This is a genomic window from Roseovarius atlanticus, assembly GCF_001441615.1.
GTDB lineage: Bacteria > Pseudomonadota > Alphaproteobacteria > Rhodobacterales > Rhodobacteraceae > Roseovarius > Roseovarius atlanticus.
In genome coordinates this window covers 1-18,311 of sequence record NZ_LAXJ01000040.1, presented here as the reverse complement: position 1 = coordinate 18,311, position 18,311 = coordinate 1, and the positions used below count along the sequence as shown (strand labels likewise).

The following is an 18,311-nucleotide window of genomic DNA, read 5'->3' as shown; positions in this document are numbered from 1 at the left end:
CAAGCTCTACACCATCCATAATGACGGAATTTGACGTTGCCCACTGGAAGCAGGCCATTGGTAAGTGGTGGCTCAGCGACCATTGGTAAGTGGTGGCTCAGCGGCACGCTGTGTCAACTTGACGGCGTGAAGTTCCCCGGCAGGAGATCGTCGATCCTGCTTTTCGGATGGCCGACGGCGTGTCCAATGGATCAAAATTCCTAACAGTCGTTAGCAAAAAGGTCAACACGCGCAATCCCAAGCCGCGCCGAAAGCGGACGGGTGGATGACGGACCCCTGTCGCTCAAGAACACGGATCGCACTGACCACTAACCGCCGCCATGACATCGGCTTTGGCCTGGGCGTCAGCCAAGGCGCGACATACCCGCTATCCCGACCCGATATTCCGGTCACTGGTAAAGGTGCCTCCCAGATTGACGCTTTTCCAACCTCGACATTGGTGGGGCTTCAGTACGACTTGGGCAGGCCCAACACGCGCTCGGCGATATAGCACATCACCAGTTCCCGGCTGACCGGTGCTAGGCGCGGGATCATGACCTCTCGCAGGTAGCGTTCGACGTCGAACTCCTTGGCATAGCCATAGCCGCCATGGGTCATGACAGCGCATTCGCAGGCCCGGTAACCGGCCTCTGCGCCGAGGTACTTTGCGCTGTTGGCCTCGGCTCCACAAGACTTGCCCGCGTCATAAAGCGTTGCTGCCTTCAGCATCATCAGGTTCGCCGCTTCCAACTCCATCCAGCATCTCGCCAATGGGTGCTGGATACCCTGATTCTTGCCAATGGGACGGTCGAAGACGACCCGTTCCTTGGCATATTCGGTGGCCCTCGACAAAGAGACCCGACCAAGGCCCACTGCCTCTGCCGCCACCAGAACTCTCTCGGGGTTCAGCCCGTCGAGAAGATAGTAGAAGCCCTTACCTTCCTCGCCGATCCTATCCTCTTCGGGGACTTTCAGTCCGTCGATGAATATCTGGCAGGACTCTACCGCGTTTCGACCCAGTTTCGGGATTTTCCGGGTTCTGACGTAATCGGGGTCCATGCGCGTGTAAAACAGGCTCAACCCGTCGATAGGCCGTTTGCAGTCTTCGATCGGCTTGGTCCGGGCGATGACCAGCATCCGTTGGGCCATGCTTGCTGCTGTGGGCCAGACCTTTTCGCCGGTCATCACATAATGGTCGCCATTGCGTACAGCGCGCGTCCGCAACCTGCTGGTATCCAGCCCGGAATTGGGTTCCGTAATTGCAAAGCAGGCTCTTTCCTCGCCCTTGATGAGCGGGGTCAGCATCCGCTTCTTCTGCTCGTCCGTGCCATGCACGACGATCGCGTTCGGGGCGAAGACATAGGAATGGATGGTCGAAGCCCCGGTAAAGCCCGCGCCGGATTCCACAATCGCCTGCATCACCAGCGCCGCTTCGGTGATGCCAAGCCCGGCACCGCCATACTCGGTCGGGAGGGTCAGTCCGACCCAGCCCCCGTTTACCATCTCGCGATAGAATTCTTCGGGATAGCGTTCGTTCGCGTCGCAGTCACGCCAATAGGCGAGATCGAATTTCGCGCAGACCTTGCCGATTGCGTCCCGCAGTTCCTTTTGTTCGGCGTTCAATGCGAAATCCATGTTCGCTCCTTCAAGTTCTGATTTGTCATTGCATGAGACCTGGCAGCCATAGCGTCAGCGCCGGAAAGGCGATCAACAGTGCAACCACCAGAACGTCGGTCGCCACAAACCATGCGATCCCTCGAAAGATGACATCGGTGGGAACCGCGCGGCCAACCACGCTCTTGATAACAAAGACGTTCAACCCGACGGGCGGCGTTATCAGCCCCATTTCCAGATATTTCGCCAGCAGGATCCCGACCCAGATAAGACTGATATCCATTGTCTCGAACAGCGGCAAAAGCACCGGCAGCGTGAGCAGCATGATGCCAAGAACCTCAAGAAACATGCCCAGCACCAGATACAAGAGGAAGACCACGATCATCAGCCCGACTGGGCCCAATTTCATATCCGCGACAATCTGCGAGATATGTGCAGGAAGCTGCGTCAGAGCGAGGAAACTGGCAAAGAAGGTGGCGCTCATCGCGATGATGAGAATGGCAGCCGAGCTCACGATCGTGTCGGCTATCGCGCGTTTCGCTACCGTCCAAGACAGATTGCCTTTCGCGGCTGCGATCACAATTGACAGCAACGCCCCTACTGCGCCCGCCTCGGTGGCCGTGAAAATGCCACCAAAAAGGCCGCCGAAGACGCAGCCAATCAACAGAATGATCGGCCAGATGTCGCGCAGGCCTGTGTTGCTGAGTTCGGCAAGTTCTTTCTCGGTGGGACGCGGTGCCAACTCCGGGTTCGCAGCTACCCGCAGCATCACCATCACTGCAAAGGCGATGGCTGTAAGCAGGCCAGGAATGATTGCGCCAATAAACAATGCCCCGATCGGCACCTGGGCGAATATCCCGAACAGAAGTAGGATCAAGCTGGGTGGAATCATCGACCCCAGCGTACCGGCTGCCGCGATCACCCCTGTGGCCAATCCGGACTGGTACCCCGCCCGAAGCATCTCGGGCACCGCAATCCGACCCATGGCGGCGGCGCATGCCAGGCTCGATCCGGTGACGGCGGAAAACATGGCGGCACCGCCAATCGACGCAATGGCCAGCCCGCCGGGCAGCCGCATGAGTAAACTCGCCCGGGCGAAGTTGAACAGCTCCGTCGTCATCTGCGCGTAATACGCAACAAAGCCCATGAGCAGGAACATCGGGATCGGGCTGAGGCTGGAATGGGTGGAGAAATCGAAGGTAACAGCGGTCAGCGTCGCGGTGGCGATCTGATAGCCGTAGGCCATCCAGATACCGCCAAAGGACACGCTCAGCAGCGCGATCGCAATCGGCATTCGCAGCAGCACGAGAATCACAATGACTGCGAGGGACCCTCCGGCAATTTCCAAGTCGGTCATGAAGGGACTCCCAAGTTCATCAAGGCTTCACGCGACCGGAGAAATACCCCACCGCCCGTGCTGCCATCGCAAGAGCAAAAAGAAAGGTTCCGATGGGCATCAGAAACCTGCCCGGCCACGTATAGAACCGCGTTGCGCCCGAAAGGTATTCTCGGATTCGCATCTTCTCCAAGGCCAGTTCCCAGGACTGCCACGCCAGCAAAAGGAAGATCGCGGTGCCCAGGAACATGAAGACGCCCATCTTGATCTGCTGAACCCTGACCGGCAGGAATTGCGACACGACTTCAACCGAAATGTGCCGATCCAACGCCGCGATATACGCTAAGGGAAGAAAGATCGTGCCGCTGAGAAACCAGTGGCTGGTCATCAATTCGGCGTTCTTAATGGCACCATCAAAGAGCGTGCGGATGGTGACGTCACCTACTGTTACAAGCATCATAGCGATCAGCAGGATGGCCGCACCAACGGCAAGTATCCGTGCGGGCAGGATCAGTGCGTTGTCGAAGAGGTCGGACATGCCGGTGAGGGGAGGGGGCACCTCTGCCGCGGAGAGACCTATCAGATCTTTTTGTGGTGTCATGGCGCGTCTCCCACGCGGGTTTCCGGTGATCTTGAGACCAGCGCATCAAGCGCGACGAAGCGTCCTGTTCGGTCCGCGACAAGGGGGTTGATTTCAATTTCGCTGAGCGTTTCGTCGTGCATATAAAGATCGCACAATTCCTTGACGATGCGGGCCAGTCCTGCAATGTCGCAGGGCTGCGCACCTCGGAACCCTTCCAGCAAAGGTGCTGCGCGCAATGAACGGATCATATCCTCGATCTCTGAGGCGGTGAGCGGAAGGAAAGCGCGGGTAACATCGGGTTCCAGTTCGACCGTGACCCCGCCACGTCCAAGCACAAGCATCGGTCCAAAGACCGGATCACACCGCAGGCCGACAATGAATTCATGATCGAAGGAAATCATTTCCTCGACCAGCACGCCATCGAACGGGATTCCGCGGGCCGTTGCGGACTTGATCATGCCGCGCGCGGACTCGGCGGCTTCGTCGACGTTTTGGAGGCCAAGCGCGATGCCGCCGCTACCGCTCTTGTGGAGCATTGCCGGGCTTTGCAGTTTCACAACCAGAGGCCCGGACAACTCCCTCCCGACCTCCATCAGGTTGCCGGGGTCGGTCGCAAAGACGCCGACGGGCCGTTCGAGCGAGGTTGCACTGCACAGCAAATCCTTGCTGCGATGTTCCACCCCAAAGGGGCCTTCAGGCCGCCCGCCCTGAATGATCGGGGGTGCTTCGGCTGGCGTCGGGCCGTTCCAGCCAGCGCTCATACGGAACTGTGTGGCGAGCGCGCGGGCGGCATCTCCGATTTCGCCGTAGACGGGGATGCCCCGTTCGCGCACCTGCCGCACAGTTTCTTCGGGGGCTGCCTGCCACGTCAGCGCGCAGGGCATGTCGCGCGGCAGTTCGCTGACCAGCGCATCGGCCAATTCCTCGGCAATCTGGCCGAGCCCGCCCATGAACAACAGCAGACCATCGTATCCCGTGTCATCGCTGATGATGCGAAGAACTTCGCGCAGCATCGTTTTGTGCATCACGATCTGTGCGGTCAGGTCAATCGGGTTCTGCGGCGTCGCAAAACCGGGCAGTATCTTGGCCAGGCGTTGCTTAGTCTCTGGGCTGAAATCGGGAACGTCGAGCCCTTCGGCCACCGAAGCGTCTGTCATCAGCACACCGGCGCCGCCAGATACCGAGATTACCGCCACTCGCTGTCCGGCCGAACGAGGCTGCGTCAGAAGTATCTCGGCCTGATTTGCCATGTCTGTCAGGCTGCCACTGCGCCAGATGTTATACTGCCTGAATACCGCATCGTAGGCTTCGTCCTCACCCGCCAGCGCGCCGGTGTGCGAAGCTGCGGCAGTGGCACCCTGACGGCTACTGCCGGACTTCAGCACCAGAACAGGCTTGCGCCGCTCAAAGGCCTTTCGTGCGGCGGCGCGAAAGGCGGCTCCATCACGTATCCCTTCGATGTAGAGCCCGATCACTTCGGTTTCATCGTCTTCGGCAAAGTAGTCCAGGCAGGCGGCAAGGTCGACGTCTGCCTCATTTCCAGTGGAAATCCATGTACTTACGCCAAGGCCGGCCTTCATCGTCATATCGAGCCAGTAGGTGCCCAATGCACCGCTCTGGGTGGCAAAGCCGTAATTGCCTCCGGGCAGGCGTCGACCGCCCATGACGACCGTCGAGGACGCCAGCATATTGTGGTTGCCGTTCATGATGCCCAGACAGTTCGGCCCGATCATCGGAACGCCAGCGTCCTGCACGATTTGGGAGATCTCGGCTTGTCTTGCCGTGCCTTCGGATCCGGTTTCGGAAAACCCCGAAGCGAAGACTATGAAACCCCCGACGCCGCAATCACACCCCATTCGTAACTGGTCTGGCACGTCTTCGGCTGGCACCGACAGGATCACCAGATCTACCGCCTCTCCAATCGCATCGACAGATGGATGGCAATCTAGACCTTGGATCTGTTCCCGGCTAGGATTCACCGGATAAATCTTACCGGGGAAATCGTTGTGAAGCAGCGCATTCACCACCCGGCCCCCTGGTTTTCGCAGGTCTTCAGAGGCCCCGACCACTGCCACGCTGCGCGCGTTCAGAACTCGGCGCAGCTTTTCTGAGGCCGACTGGTCTGCCGTGCGGCCCTCATCGGACCCGCCTTGGTACCTCATTGCGATACCGTGGCTGTTCCGGCGATGACCAGTTCGTCCTTTTGGTTCCGAACCCAGACGTCATAGGTACCGGGCGCATCCTCGCGTTCGACCCCGCCTCCGGTCACAATGTCGTTTTCACGCACGGGGCGGACAAAGCGGACATCTATACGGGTCCCGGCAATGGCATCGTTTCCCAGCGTCTGGCGCAGTGATCGCCAGATCATGTTCAGCGACATCGTTCCATGGGCGATGATGCCCTTCATTTCGGTCTTTTCGGCGAATTCCCGATCCACATGAATGGGATTATAGTCGTCGGTAAGGTCAGCGTAGGACATGATTGTCGGCATATCGACATTCAGGCTGACGGGTTCCAGCTGTTTTGGCATCTCGGTCCCTTTCTACGCTCAGGCTGCCACGAGGGTCGTCATGACGCCGGTGAAGACAACATCGCCTTCGTCGCCACGCGTGGTATAGGTCGTTTCGACCCACTTCCGCCCCTTGCGGATTTCTTTCTTGGTACACTCGACATCGGTGGTCAAAGTTTCGCTTACTCTTGGCATCCGGCGCAGATCGAACACCTGACTTCCGTGAACGTTGCCTTTCGGACGCGGCGTGATACAGGCCATATAACACTGGATCTGGATCATCGCGATCATGCCTGGCGGCATCAGGTCGCCGTTGTCATCGTCGGGATAGACGGCAAGCCATTTGTCGATCCGGTCGCGATCCACTGTAAAGCTATCGCTACCGTATTTTTTCCCAACCTCGAAGTGGTCGTAATTGAACATATTCACCCCCGGATTTCTACTTGCGGGATCGTCTGGTCGCCTCGTTTCTCGTACAAGACACGCACTTTTGTGCCGATCTCGGCCTCGCCGCCACGCACATTCGCCATGAAACGGAATCCTTCATCCATGTCGACGAGTGCGACCTGAAAAGGAGAGTCCTCCTTGAATGCCACGCTTGGCCCCCGGTGGACGGTTGTTACGCTGTGAATGACGCCCTTACCGTCGGAGACCTCCCAGCTGAGATCAGTGCTTTGGCAATTGGAGCAGACGGCGCGCGGATAGAACTGCGGTTTGCTGCAACTGTTACAGCGCTGGAACCGGAATTCCTCTGCGGCGCAGCCCTCCCAGAAATGGGCGGAATCCGCATTCGGACGTGGTATTGGTTTCTCCATCTGTCAGGCCCTTCCCAAAACGATAGAACAGTGGGCGGACAGAATGCCGCCATCACCATGAACAAAGGCGAGTTCCGCCCCATCAACCTGCCGACCCTTAGCGCTCCCTCGCAGCTGCTCGACCGCTTCGACAACATGGAACATGCCGCCTGCGGCGCCCGAGTGTCCGTAGGACAGAAGCCCGCCGTGGGTATTACAGGGCAGCTTGCCCCCGATCTTCAAATCGCCTGCGGCGGCAGCCGCGCCTGCTTCGCCCCGCTCAAAGAACCCCATGGATTCCAGTTCGGCGAGAAGCGTAATTGTAAAGCTGTCATAGATTTCAACCACATCGATGTCGGATTGCTTGAGACCAGCCCGGCCCAACGCATCCGCGGCAGAGTTCTTGCAGCCATAATCGGTCAGAGAGGGTGCAGCGACGATGTATTCATGCGTGTGGCCCTGCCCGGAACCAAGTACATCAATGCGGGGCTGTTTGAGATTAGCCGCTGCATCGGCGGCACTGACCACGACTGCGGCACCGCCATCTGATATCAGGCAGCAATCGAGCAGGTGCAACGGCGTGGCGATGAAACGTGAACTCATCACGTCGTCCACCGTGATCGGTGCGTCCATATGCGCCTTGGGATTGAGTGCGGCGTGTTCCCGCATGGTTACCGCAATCGCGGCGAGCTGTTCCGACGTGACACCGAATTCTGACATGTAGCGCTGCGCCACAAGGGCGTAGGCGGCTGGAATGGTCATCCCGTAGGGTTGTTCGTACTGCTGGTTGCCGACCTCGGCCAAAGCCTGAACAGCGTTGCCGCGCATCCCGCTCAGGCGGTTGTCGCCGGTTACAACCAGAACATGGCGGCAGTATCCTGCTTCGACCAGTGCCGCAGCCTGCATCACCAGCATACAGGCTGTGACACCGCCCATTGAAACAGCCGAAGCATAGGCCGGCTCCATGCCGACATATTCGGCAAACACCGAGGCCAGCATCAGATGCGGTTCAGTGAAGGAATAGGCGCAAAGCAACCCGTCGATGTCGGACACTGCCAGCCCCGCGTCGTCCAGCGCGCCAAGCCCTGCTTCGGTATGGAGTGACATGCAGGTCGCACCTTCAAGCTGTCCGACTTTGGTGCTGTAGGACCCTGTAATAGCGGCTTTCTTCATGTCGTGGACTCTTCCTTGTTCATGCGTTCCCAGTCGAATAGGGCGGGCTTCTTGTCGAGGAATCGCTGGACCGCCTCCTTGTGGTAGGCGCTGTCCATGCACAGGGCCTGAGCCATCGCTTCAAGCTCAGCCATCGCGCGCTGATCCAGATTGAAGGATTGGTTCAAAACGTTCTTTGCCAATCCGATTGCCAGGGTCGAAGCGTTGCAAAACCGGCGGGCAAGTGAGAATGCCGCATCCTGAAGTTGGTCCGGCGCATGGATACTATGGACGATCCCCATTTCCTTGGCTTCGTCAGGGCGCAGTGTTCGACCGGAAAACACCAAATCCTTGGCGCGCTGCAAGCCCACAAGACGCGGCAGCAGAAACATGCCCGCAAGATCAGGAACCAGCCCGATACGGCCAAAAACCTGACAAAAACTTGCGGTGTCGCTGGCCAGGATAAAATCGGCCGTAAGTGCGAGATTCATCCCGCCTCCGAATGCCGGGCCATCCACCGCCGCTATTACGGGTTTCTCCATGTTCACCAGACTGGGGAGCCATAGGTGGAGGTCGGAAATACGTTTGTAGGATTGGGCCGAATTGCGTTTTTCCTTAAGCCCTTGCAGGTCCCCGCCCGCGCAGAAGACACCGCCCGCACCAGTCAGGATCATTGCCCGGACACGATCGTCATCGCGGATTTCGCCGACCACGTCAGCGAGTTCCTCACGCATCGGGACATCCAGAGCATTGCGTGCACCGGGACGGTTCAAGGTGACGATGGCGACCTCTTCGCTCAACTCATACGTCAATGTGGTTAGGTCGCGCTGCAATTCGGTAGCGGCCCCTTTGGGGCTGTCCTTGCTCATGCGAATGTTCTCCTCCCAGCACGCAAATGCAATTCGCGTGTGTATACCCTACAGTATATATGTGGTCTAGTTAGTAGACGAATTTTTTGCCTGTCAAGATAAAAACAGGAAAATGGCAGAAATCGCGGAGTTCTGGGGGGCCGTATTGCATTCTGTTGATGTGAATACTACCATTGAGTATAATAAACCTACTAATATTTGCGCAGGCTGTGCACTTCTACGCTCACAGAACAGCCTGACGGGGAAGGAACAGCGCCATGCAGGATATTGCAAACCTTACATTGGGCGATCTTCTGCGCCGTACAGCAACCGAAATGCCCAAAGCTGAATTCCTGGTGACCGAGAGCGAGCGAATTACCTTTGCCCGTTTCGACCAGGAAGTTGATCGTGTTGCCGACGGCCTGCTTGCTGCCGGCCTTGAAAAGGGCGACCATGTCGCGCTTTGGCTGACGAACAGCCCTGATTGGGTCAGGATGCTCTTCGCGGCGGCCCGGATCGGGATGGTCGTGATCCCGATCAATACCAGATACAAGTCGGGCGAGCTGGAATATATCCTGCGCCAATCAGATGCCCGTGCGCTGTTGATGATGGACACCTGCTGGGGCATCGACTATCCGGCATTGCTGACCACCTTGGTTCCCGATCTAGCGAGCCAGACACCCGGAGACATTCATGCCGAGGCCTTGCCGAATCTGCGGGTGATCTTCTCCATCGATGACACAGTGATTCCTGGAGCGATCTCGATGGCTTCGCTTCTGGACACCCCGGCAAACACCGAGCGTGTTCGCGCCGCTTCCGAGGCGGTTGTTCCCGAGGATACGGCTCTCATTTGCTACACATCAGGGACAACAGGGCGGCCCAAGGGCGCGATGCATTCTCACGTGGTCAGTCGCCAATCCATGAACGTTGCTCGTATCATGGGCATGAAAACTGGAGATGCGCTGCTTGCCCACATGCCATTCTATCATGTTGCAGGGCTGTTTATGGCTGCACTTCCTGCGGTTATCCACGGGATGAGCCTCATTGTGATGCGCGACTGGAGCGCTGATCGCGCGCTCGACCTCATCGAGGCTGAGAAGGTGGCGCACTTCGGCGGGATCCCGACGCACTATCTCGACTGCTTCGACGCGCAAACGAAACGACCGCGCGATCTGAGCACTGTGCGGGCGGCATGGATCGGTGGCGCCGCAGTCAGTCCCGAAGTGGTTCGCCGCGGTCGCGAGGTGTTTTCGACCCCGCATATCCTGGCGTCCTACGGAATGACGGAGAACACGATTTCAACCACTTTCACCCGCTACGACGACCCACCCGAAATCGCCGAGCAAAACACCGGCAGGCTGAGCGGTGACTACGAGGCAAGGATCGTTGACCCGGGCACCGGCGCAGAGCAGGGACCGGGCGAGATCGGCGAACTGCAGGTGCGTGGCCATATCGTCACCATGGGGTATTACAAGAACGACGAGGCAACCAGCGAGGCGATAACGTCTGACGGCTGGTTCCGCACCGGCGATTTGGGCACCTTCGACGAACGCGGCTTTCTGAAGATTACGGGGCGCATCAAGGAGATGTTCATCGTGGGGGGGTCGAACACCTACCCGGCCGAAATCGAGGCCCATCTCGAAACCCATCCCGCAATCCGTCAGGCGCTGGTGGTGGGTGTCTCGCACGCGCGGCTTGGGCAGGTGGGATATGCCTTCATTCGCAAAACGGACGTGGATAGCGGGCTTGACGAGGAGTCGGTGATCGCCCATTGCCTGGGCATCATCGCCGATTACAAGGTGCCGAGGTATGTGTGCTTCGCGGATAATTTCCCACTGACTGAAAGCGGCAAAATTCAACGGCACGTACTTGTTGCGCAAGCGGAAAAGGATGTTGAGGCCAGGTCCTCCGCCTCCGCTTGATCCTGCCCGAAGCCGGACGCTTTGTTAAACAGACTGGTCGGGCCTACGCCGGGCGTCGACCATATTCAGCGTAAGATCGGCGAAGAGCAGCGATATCTCCTCAAGGGAGAGCCGCCCCTCCGGCCGATACCAGTTGAATATCCAACAAACCATTCCGGTAATCGCAAGAACTGTTACCGGCACGTCGGCTATGCGGAAATCTCCGGTTCCCACACCTTTGCGCAAAAGCGCGCCAAGACGCTCGTCAAACTCCTTGCGTCGTTCGGTGACATAATGGCGCACATCTGGCGAAAGGTTCAGTTCCTCCCGAAAGAACACGGAAACGTAGTTCTGATTGGTGCTTTGAACCCATGCGAAGCGCCGGACAAACTTGTAAAGTGTGTCTGCAGGAGAAAGATCTTCTGAAAAAACCTCGTCCATGACGACGTGCGGCAGGTCGATCGTAGCAATGCAGATCTGTTCCAGAATATCCTGCTTATTCTTCATGTAATAGTATATGAAAGGCTTTGTCACGCCAATCATCTTGGCCAATTCGCTGACCGAAGCACCGTTATACCCCTTCTGGCTAAAAAGTTCGGCGGCGACGCCCAGTATGCGTTCACGGCGATAGAGATGCAGTTCCTCGCGGACCGAACCGCTGCTGCTATTGCCCTTTGCATCAGGTCCAGATGGAAGCTTTGTGCGTTCGTCAAGGTCCGCTACCTTAAGCTTCATGATCGAAGGAATGTTTCGTCTCGGCTTTTGCACCCCTGCATTGCCTCCGTTGTGTCGACCTGTCGTCAATATCCTCTACATCTCTACATCTCTACATCTCGAAAGGTAACCCGAAAATTCTGGTTTGCGCTTCAGTCGCAGGGGAGACCGAGTTGCTTGGCGATCGCACGCAGCTGGATTTCGAAACTGCCGACCGTCACTGGCGCCACGAGCGCATCGAGCGCCATGCGCATGACGGGCAATTCCTCGGTAAGTCCCCATCCCCCGCCGATGTGCAATGCCGACTGGGTGACACGAACAACAGCTTGGGTCACAAACAGCTTTGCGCAGGACACCTGCTGGATCAAATCCGCGATGGGACAACCGCTGTCCCACCTGTCGGCAGCCTGGTAGGTAAGGAGCCGTGCCGCTTCGATATCGGTCTGGTTTTGCGCCAGCTTGAAGGCGATGGACTGGTTGGCACCAATCGGGCGTCCGAACTGGTGGCGCGTCCTGGCATAATCCAGCGCCCAATCTTGCGCGTGCTGCATGTGTCCCGACCAACGCGCGGAGACAAGGATGCGCTCGCGATTGAATCCCATCATGATCTGGCGGAATCCGGCCGGAACCCGCCGGGCCTCTGGCACGCGAACGTTGTTGAGGTGCACCCGGTAGGTGGGGGCGGGGCGGTTGGCATAAGTGGGGATGCGCGACACTTCCACGCCGGGGCTCCGACGGTCCACCGCAAAGAAACTCATGCCGTCGCGACCGCGCGCCGGATCGGTCTGCGCAAGCAACACCAGAACGTCGGCTTCGCCGGCCAATGTGATGAACGACTTGATTCCGTCCAGCTTCCAATCATCTCCGTCCCGTCGCGCTGCGGTCTTTACATTCTGGACATCGTTGCCAGCATCCGGTTCGGTCACCGCAATGGCCAGAATCTTGTCGCCCTCAATCGAGGCGCGTGCCAGTTCCTTCTGTTCAGCTGTGCCAAAGTCATGCAGGATTCCGCCAGCAACTCCCTGAATGATCAAAGCATTCGGAAGGCCCGGATTAATGCGCGCACATTCCTCGATGCAAATCGCCTCCTCGTGCACCCCGAGGCCCGCGCCGCCCACTTCCGCCGGCGCAGCGATTCCGATGAGGCCGGCGTTTGCGGCGGCGACGAAGAATGCGCGGGAAAACTGGCTTTCACGGTCTGCCTCCTCCCAGATAGGCGCGATCTCCCTTTCGGCGAAACGTCGGCATGTGTCGCGGAACATCACGCGATCCACTGTTTCGGCAGGGCGGCGGCGCTCTTCTGTCATCTGCTCTTCCTCGTTCTACTCAATTCTGTTTGGCTTTGGATGAGAGGCGCGCCCTATGGTGCTCAATCGCCTCGTCCACACCGGGGGCAGCAAAGTTGTGGTGCATCATGCTGCCGGCGAGTTTCATCTGTTCCCCGAATGGAAGGGCACCGGCCTTTTCTGCGAATTCGCGTCCCAGCGCGAGTGAGGCGCGAATGTCAATGTACTCGCCCAGCCTTTCCTCGGCCATTTCCCGGAATCCATCCTTTGGCAGCACTTCCGTAACCAGTCCCAGCCTGAACGCTTCCTCGGCTCCCAATGCGCGTCCGGTGGCGCAAAGCTGCCATGCCAGAGCGCTTGGTATCCGTCGCGTTAGCGCGGCGTGCAGCAGGAAGGGATACATCCGGAATTGAATCTCGGGATAGCTGACGGACAGGTCCTCCCGTGCGATGACAACATCGCTGAGGCAGGGGAAAATGGTGCCCCCGCCCTTGGCGTAGCCATGAAGCACGGTGATGATCAGTGCCGGACAAGTTTCCATCGCCTCCGAGAGGGCGAGGATCACCTCCTCCTGGCGCTCAAGGCCCTCGCGCCCGCCTCGCAGTTCGGAGATGTCAGCCCCTGCCGAAAAACCACGATCACCGACAGCATCGATGATCAGGGCGTTCTCGCCGGGGGCACCGCCGATGTCGCGCACGATGTCCGTGATCTGCTCCATCATGTCGGCAGACAGGGCATTCGACTTGTCCAGGCGGTCGATCGTGATGCGCGTTACGTTGCCGTCGTTCCGGATTTTGAGATCGGGCATTTTGCTTCCTTCAGGGGTAAACGGGGATTGCCCTGTCGGTCGCGGCAGAGCAGAATCATGGAAAGGCGCGCGCTCGAAAGCGTGGTTCAGTGCCAGCTTTCCAACGGCGAAACCGTCGCCTGCAGCGTCTGCGAGACGGATGGCAACGTCCCGAGCTGCAGATTCGAGCTTATCGGTTGAGACAATCTGGCTCACGAGACCGAGCGAAAGGGCTTCGTCTGGTTTCATGCGGCGCGCGGTGAGGATAAGATTTCGCGCAGCAGCCAGCCCGATACGGCGCGGCAGAAGGTAAAGCGATGCCATGTCCGGAATAACGCCAATCCGCCCGAAGACCTGACAGAACCAGGCACGCGGCGTGCAGATGATTGCATCACCCGCCATTGCCAGGCTGAACCCCGCACCCGCACAGGGACCATCCGCGGCAACAACTACGGGTTTCGGGAAATCTACAAAGTCAGCAAACCAAGAGTGCAGGCCCTGAATGCGGCGCCGTGTGGCAATTGCCCGGTCCGTGCCCTCTTGAAGGCTTTTCAAATCGCCCCCGGCGCAAAACGCACCGCCTCGTCCGGTGAGCACCAATGCGCGGACCTTCGGATCGTCCCGGCCTTGCGCGATCGCTTCGGCGAGTTCCGCGCGCATCCCGAGGCTGAGGGCATTGCGCTGTGCAGGCGCGTTCAGCGCAATCAGCAGAATGCCGTCGGCCTCTTCGGTTTGGATATGCCTGTAGGCCATGGGTTTCCGGGATCTGGTGTTGGCTGGGCGCCGCCGGTATGGCGACGCCTCCTTGTCGCGGTTGTCTCAGAGGCCGTAGCTTGACACATCAAGATCAGAATAGGCGTCTTCACGCAGGCGCTCGCCCATTTTCTCGGGGTCGCGCCCGGTTTCCTCGGCGATGCCTTTCCATTTCTCGATTAGGGCAAGGAATTCATCGCGGATCTTTTCGGGGTCTTCGATCTGGTATTGCTCACGGGCGTTCCGATAGATCGTCTCCAAATCCCCCTCCAGGAACTCTGACATCGAGGCCACAAGCTCTTCGCCCGGCTCGATCACTTCGATGCCGTTCGCCACCGCCTCTTCCAATGCAGCTTCGGATTCCTTGAGGTAGGCTCCGGTGATGCGCATCATCGCGACTGCCGCCGAACCGAGAACCGCACGACGCTGCTGCTCTGTCAGATTGGCCCAACTTTCAGCTGAAAACACGTAGGGTGACGAGACGCGATGCATCGCTACGGGAAGGGTGATCACGCTTTTGGCGACATCGCCAAGCGAATGTGTCTGAAGAATCGCTGCGGGATTGAGCGTGATGTCAACCGCGCCGCGGTTCATCATCTCATAGACTTCCGAGCCGCCCACGTTAATCGGCGACAACTTGAAATGGTTGGCCCAACGCGAGTTGAAGTCACCGCCGGGGATACGTACCCGCTTGCCCGCCAGATCCTCTGAGGTGCGATAGACCTCGCGGTTGACGAGATTGAGCGGTGCGGCGGTATAGGAACCGGTAAAGGTGATGCCTGCTGCCTTGAATTCCTCCTGGCAGCGCTGGCATTTGGTCATGACGTATTCGTTAAATGCTCCGGCTACGACAAGAGTGTCACCGGTAGGGGCCGCGAGGTCGTTGAGATATTGCACCACAGGAAACTCAGCGGGATGATACGTCAAGATCACCATCCCGGCATCGACTGCACCCGCCTGCAGGCCGCCAAGTGTTGCCTGAGCGCTGAGTGGCGTGCCGCCAGTAAACAGCTTGAAATCAAGTTCGCCGTCGGTGGCCTGCTTGACTTCCTCGATAAACGGCAAAGTGCCGTCCTTGACCACCACGTGCTTGGGAAGCACGTATTGGTTCAATGTCAGCGTTTCGGCCGTCGCGACACCAGCAGTAATCGCGCCTGCAACAAGCAGAGCAGAGGTGGTCAAGGCTGAGGCCTTTAAGGTCTTGGTAAACAATTTCGTTCCTCCCTTAGGCCTGAGGTGAGTTCAGCTCAGGCGCTATTAGCCAGCTGTGATTTCCTTCCCGAAAGCCACCATCGGACTATACGGTATAATTAAATTCCAAGTCAATGCGATTAGGGCGCCCAGTCGACCAGCAAGGCTCGAAAAGGCCAGTTCGACCCCGGAAACTGTGAATAATGACCGCATAATGGCATCCTATCTTACGAGTAAAGCATGCCTTGACAGTATTGGCGATCAGAATTAGTACCGCATGGTAGGAAAAAATTCTGCATAAATAGTCGCGTTTACGACACAGCAGTATCCCAGAGCCGACTGAATGGAGATTTTGATGCCAAAAAATCAGCCGCGACCCCCAGAAAGCCAGGCCGGGCAGTCGCCGCAGAACAACAGCGCACCCCCCAAACGGGCCGATGTTCTGGTCATTGGTGCGGGTGTTTGCGGGATATACACGCTTTACCGTATGCGCAAACTGGGCTTTGAAACCGTCGTTCTGGAAGCTGGCGACGCCCCCGGCGGCACTTGGTTCTGGAACCGCTATCCTGGTTGCCGCTTCGATTCAGAAAGCTATAGCTACGGTTATTCATTCTCGCCTGAACTCCTTCAGGAATGGGACTGGAAAGAACATTTTGCGCCGCAGCCGGAAACGCTCTCTTACCTCAATTACGTCATCGAAAAGTTTGATCTGCTGCGCCACATGGTGCTTGGCTGCCGGGTTTCTGATGCGATCTTTGATGAGGCCGAGGACGAGTGGGTGGTGCATACCGAGAACGGTCAAGTCTACCGCAGCACCTATCTTTTGACCGCTGTCGGGATGCTCTCTGCGCCTACCTTGCCCCGCATCGAGGGACGGGAAACCTTTGGCGGAGAGGCGTTTCATACCTATGATTGGCCGCAGGACAAGACCGATTTCAGTGGCGAGCGCGTCGGTGTAATCGGGACGGGCGCAACGGGTGTACAGATCGTTCCCGTAATCGCCGAGCAGGCTAAGGAGCTTTATGTGTTCCAGCGGCGTCCGAACTGGTGCGCTCCGCTGCACAACTCGCCGATTACTCCCGAAGAGATGGCCGACATCAAGACGCGCTATGACGAGATTTTCGACAAGTGCCGCAAGACCCCCGGTGGGTTTCTGCATGGTCCCGACCGCCGGAAGTTCAATGAAGTCCCAGAAGAGGAACGTCTTGCCTTCTGGGAACAACTTTACGCCTCACCCGGATTCGGGGTCTGGGTGGGGAACTTTGCAGAGGTCCTGATGGACCATGAGGCTAACGCCGAATACACTGCCTTTATCGCCGATAAAATCCGCCAGACTGTGAAAGCCCCCGAGGTCGCCGAAAAGCTGATACCGACGGATCACGGATTTGGAACCAGACGTGTGCCGCTTGAAACTGGCTATTTCGAGGCCTTTAACCGGGACAATGTTCATCTGGTGGATGTAAAAGAATCGCCGATAGAACAGATTACCCCAATTGGGGTCCGTACTACAGCGCAGGAATACAAGCTCGACAGCTTGATCTATGCGACCGGCTTTGATGCAATTACGGGAGCGTTTGACCGGATAAACATCGTTGGCCGGAACGGTGAAAGCCTGCGTGATCAGTGGAGCGACGGGCCGCTTACATATCTTGGCATTCAATCGCACGGATTTCCCAATTTTTTTACGCTGGCAGGTCCCCAAGGCGGCTCAGTGGCCACCAACTTTCCGCGCGGGATCGAAGATATCGTCGACTGGGTTTCCGAATTTTTGGTGATGCTGCGCGACAAGGGAGTTCAGCGTGTCGAACCGCAGCAGGAAGCGGTCGAAGACTGGCAGAAAGAAGTGCGTGATCTGTATCAGATGACGCTGTTTCACACCGCAAAGTCGTGGTTCACCGGATACAACTCGAACATCGAAGGACGCGATGGTATCCGTTACCTTATCTATAATGGGGGTTCGCCCCGGTATCGCCGTCGCTTGGAGGAAGTTGCCAACGCGGGTTACGCAGGTTTCGAACTGAAATAGGCGGCAATGATGTTCCTCAAGGGATCGTTCTGTATATCTTGGAGATGCGTGCTCCTGGCAACATGGCTGCGGTAAAGCCCTGAAATTCCGGAGATCCAGGAAGTGGTGGCAGATCTTGAAGATGATGCCTGCGAGATCGTTTTGCTCGTTCATTGGGCCAGCGGCGTCCATACGGAAATCCGCCTGCCAAAGCGCCGCCGCGGACAGCGCAACGCAACACCGCCGGATATTGTCGAGGCCGTCCGCTAGCTTGCGCGGATCGCCAGCGACGATGTCATCGCAGGCGTTCTGAACCGGAACAGCCTTGCCACCGGAAACGGCAACCGATGGACAAGGGGGCGTCCATAGATTCACTCCTTAGAGGTTACGATGAGCCTGGAACCCTTCTGTAATCGGGCCTGGTTTTGCAAGGAGTTAGCGCCTGAAGGTGCATGCTTCTGTCCGTGATCTGCGCATTGCACGGCTGTGTCCCACCGCTTGGTGTAAGAGGCCGCGCGCGAAGCCGCCGGCGTAGCGCAGCGCGCGGCCGGTGGTGATGCTGGCGGCCACCGTCGATCTTCGGCAAAGGTTTGGGTTGCGAGACTCGAAACCAAAGACGGAGATGACGATGACCGATGAGAGAATGGCACGGCTTGAGCTGGTTGAACAGCAGGCCGATGGCGATCTTGTGCGCGAGATGCTTGCCTTTGCGGCGGACCGGATCATGGAGGCGGAGGTCGAGGTGCGGACCGGCGCTGCCAAGGGTGCGCGCTCACCGCTACGGGAAGTTCAGCGAAACGGTTACCGCGACCGGGACTGGGACACACGTGCGGGACGGATCGCGCTGGAGATCCCGAGA

Annotated in this window: 16 protein-coding genes; 3 read left to right on the top strand and 13 right to left on the bottom strand. The window is 58.2% G+C overall.

All coding sequences use genetic code 11. The features are described 5' to 3' along the window. Positions 1–447: 447 nt before the first annotated feature. Genes XM53_RS22040 through XM53_RS22000 form a run of 9 tightly spaced genes read right to left on the bottom strand, consistent with a single transcriptional unit; the run spans position 448 to position 8,836 of the window. Positions 448–1,614 (bottom strand): acyl-CoA dehydrogenase family protein, encoded by a 1,167-nt coding sequence (locus XM53_RS22040; RefSeq protein ID WP_057796951.1) that lies wholly within the window; start codon positions 1,612–1,614, stop codon positions 448–450. Positions 1,615–1,639: 25 nt separating this feature from the next. Further along, positions 1,640–2,950 (bottom strand): TRAP transporter large permease, encoded by a 1,311-nt coding sequence (locus XM53_RS22035; protein ID WP_057796950.1) that lies wholly within the window; start codon positions 2,948–2,950, stop codon positions 1,640–1,642. A 19-nt stretch (positions 2,951–2,969) separates the two neighbouring features. Further along, positions 2,970–3,530 carry a TRAP transporter small permease gene (locus XM53_RS22030; RefSeq protein ID WP_082631187.1) on the bottom strand — a complete coding sequence of 187 codons (561 nt, stop codon included), beginning with the start codon at positions 3,528–3,530 and terminating at the stop codon, positions 2,970–2,972. After that, complete coding sequence (locus tag XM53_RS22025) at positions 3,527–5,674, bottom strand: acetate--CoA ligase family protein (RefSeq protein WP_082631186.1); 2,148 nt, start codon at positions 5,672–5,674, stop codon at positions 3,527–3,529. The genes XM53_RS22030 and XM53_RS22025 overlap by 4 nt, the downstream gene beginning before the upstream one ends. Next, entirely contained in the window at positions 5,671–6,042 is a 372-nt protein-coding gene (locus XM53_RS22020) for a MaoC family dehydratase (protein WP_057796947.1), read from the bottom strand. Before XM53_RS22020 ends, XM53_RS22025 begins: the two co-directional genes overlap by 4 nt. Before the next feature lie 18 nt (positions 6,043–6,060). Beyond that, positions 6,061–6,444, bottom strand: coding sequence for a MaoC family dehydratase (locus XM53_RS22015; protein WP_057796946.1), 384 nt, complete (start codon positions 6,442–6,444; stop codon positions 6,061–6,063). A gap of 2 nt (positions 6,445–6,446) precedes the next feature. Then, positions 6,447–6,836, bottom strand: a complete 390-nt coding sequence (locus XM53_RS22010) for a Zn-ribbon domain-containing OB-fold protein (RefSeq protein ID WP_057796945.1) — start codon at positions 6,834–6,836, stop codon at positions 6,447–6,449. Between the two features lie 3 nt (positions 6,837–6,839). Next, positions 6,840–7,988, bottom strand: a complete 1,149-nt coding sequence (locus XM53_RS22005; protein ID WP_057796944.1) for a thiolase family protein — start codon at positions 7,986–7,988, stop codon at positions 6,840–6,842. Then, positions 7,985–8,836, bottom strand: coding sequence for an enoyl-CoA hydratase/isomerase family protein (locus tag XM53_RS22000; protein WP_082631185.1), 852 nt, complete (start codon positions 8,834–8,836; stop codon positions 7,985–7,987). The genes XM53_RS22005 and XM53_RS22000 overlap by 4 nt, the downstream gene beginning before the upstream one ends. A 257-nt stretch (positions 8,837–9,093) precedes the next feature. On the opposite strand from XM53_RS22000, the gene XM53_RS21995 reads away from it, so the two are divergent. After that, complete coding sequence (locus XM53_RS21995) at positions 9,094–10,737, top strand: class I adenylate-forming enzyme family protein (RefSeq protein WP_057796943.1); 1,644 nt, start codon at positions 9,094–9,096, stop codon at positions 10,735–10,737. A 24-nt stretch (positions 10,738–10,761) separates the two neighbouring features. Here the strand turns inward: XM53_RS21995 and XM53_RS21990 are convergent, their stop codons facing one another. The 4 genes from XM53_RS21990 to XM53_RS21975 all read right to left on the bottom strand — a co-directional run bounded on the left by XM53_RS21990 (position 10,762) and on the right by XM53_RS21975 (position 15,468). Further along, positions 10,762–11,451, bottom strand: coding sequence for a TetR/AcrR family transcriptional regulator (locus tag XM53_RS21990; RefSeq protein WP_057796942.1), 690 nt, complete (start codon positions 11,449–11,451; stop codon positions 10,762–10,764). A gap of 131 nt (positions 11,452–11,582) precedes the next feature. Continuing rightward, positions 11,583–12,737, bottom strand: a complete 1,155-nt coding sequence (locus tag XM53_RS21985) for an acyl-CoA dehydrogenase family protein (RefSeq protein ID WP_057796941.1) — start codon at positions 12,735–12,737, stop codon at positions 11,583–11,585. Between the two features lie 19 nt (positions 12,738–12,756). Continuing rightward, the gene (locus XM53_RS21980) at positions 12,757–14,256 is read right to left on the bottom strand and encodes an enoyl-CoA hydratase/isomerase family protein (RefSeq protein WP_057796940.1); all 1,500 of its coding nucleotides are present in this window, start codon (positions 14,254–14,256) and stop codon (positions 12,757–12,759) included. Positions 14,257–14,322: 66 nt separating this feature from the next. Further along, entirely contained in the window at positions 14,323–15,468 is a 1,146-nt protein-coding gene (locus tag XM53_RS21975) for a C4-dicarboxylate TRAP transporter substrate-binding protein (RefSeq protein WP_082631184.1), read from the bottom strand. A gap of 322 nt (positions 15,469–15,790) precedes the next feature. On the opposite strand from XM53_RS21975, the gene XM53_RS21970 reads away from it, so the two are divergent. Beyond that, a complete protein-coding gene (locus XM53_RS21970) occupies positions 15,791–17,473 on the top strand; it encodes a flavin-containing monooxygenase (protein WP_236544613.1) in 1,683 nt (560 codons plus the stop codon). 607 nt (positions 17,474–18,080) lie between these two features. Next, on the top strand, positions 18,081–18,311 hold a 231-nt coding region (locus XM53_RS21960), incomplete at its 3' end, for a transposase (protein ID WP_201455471.1).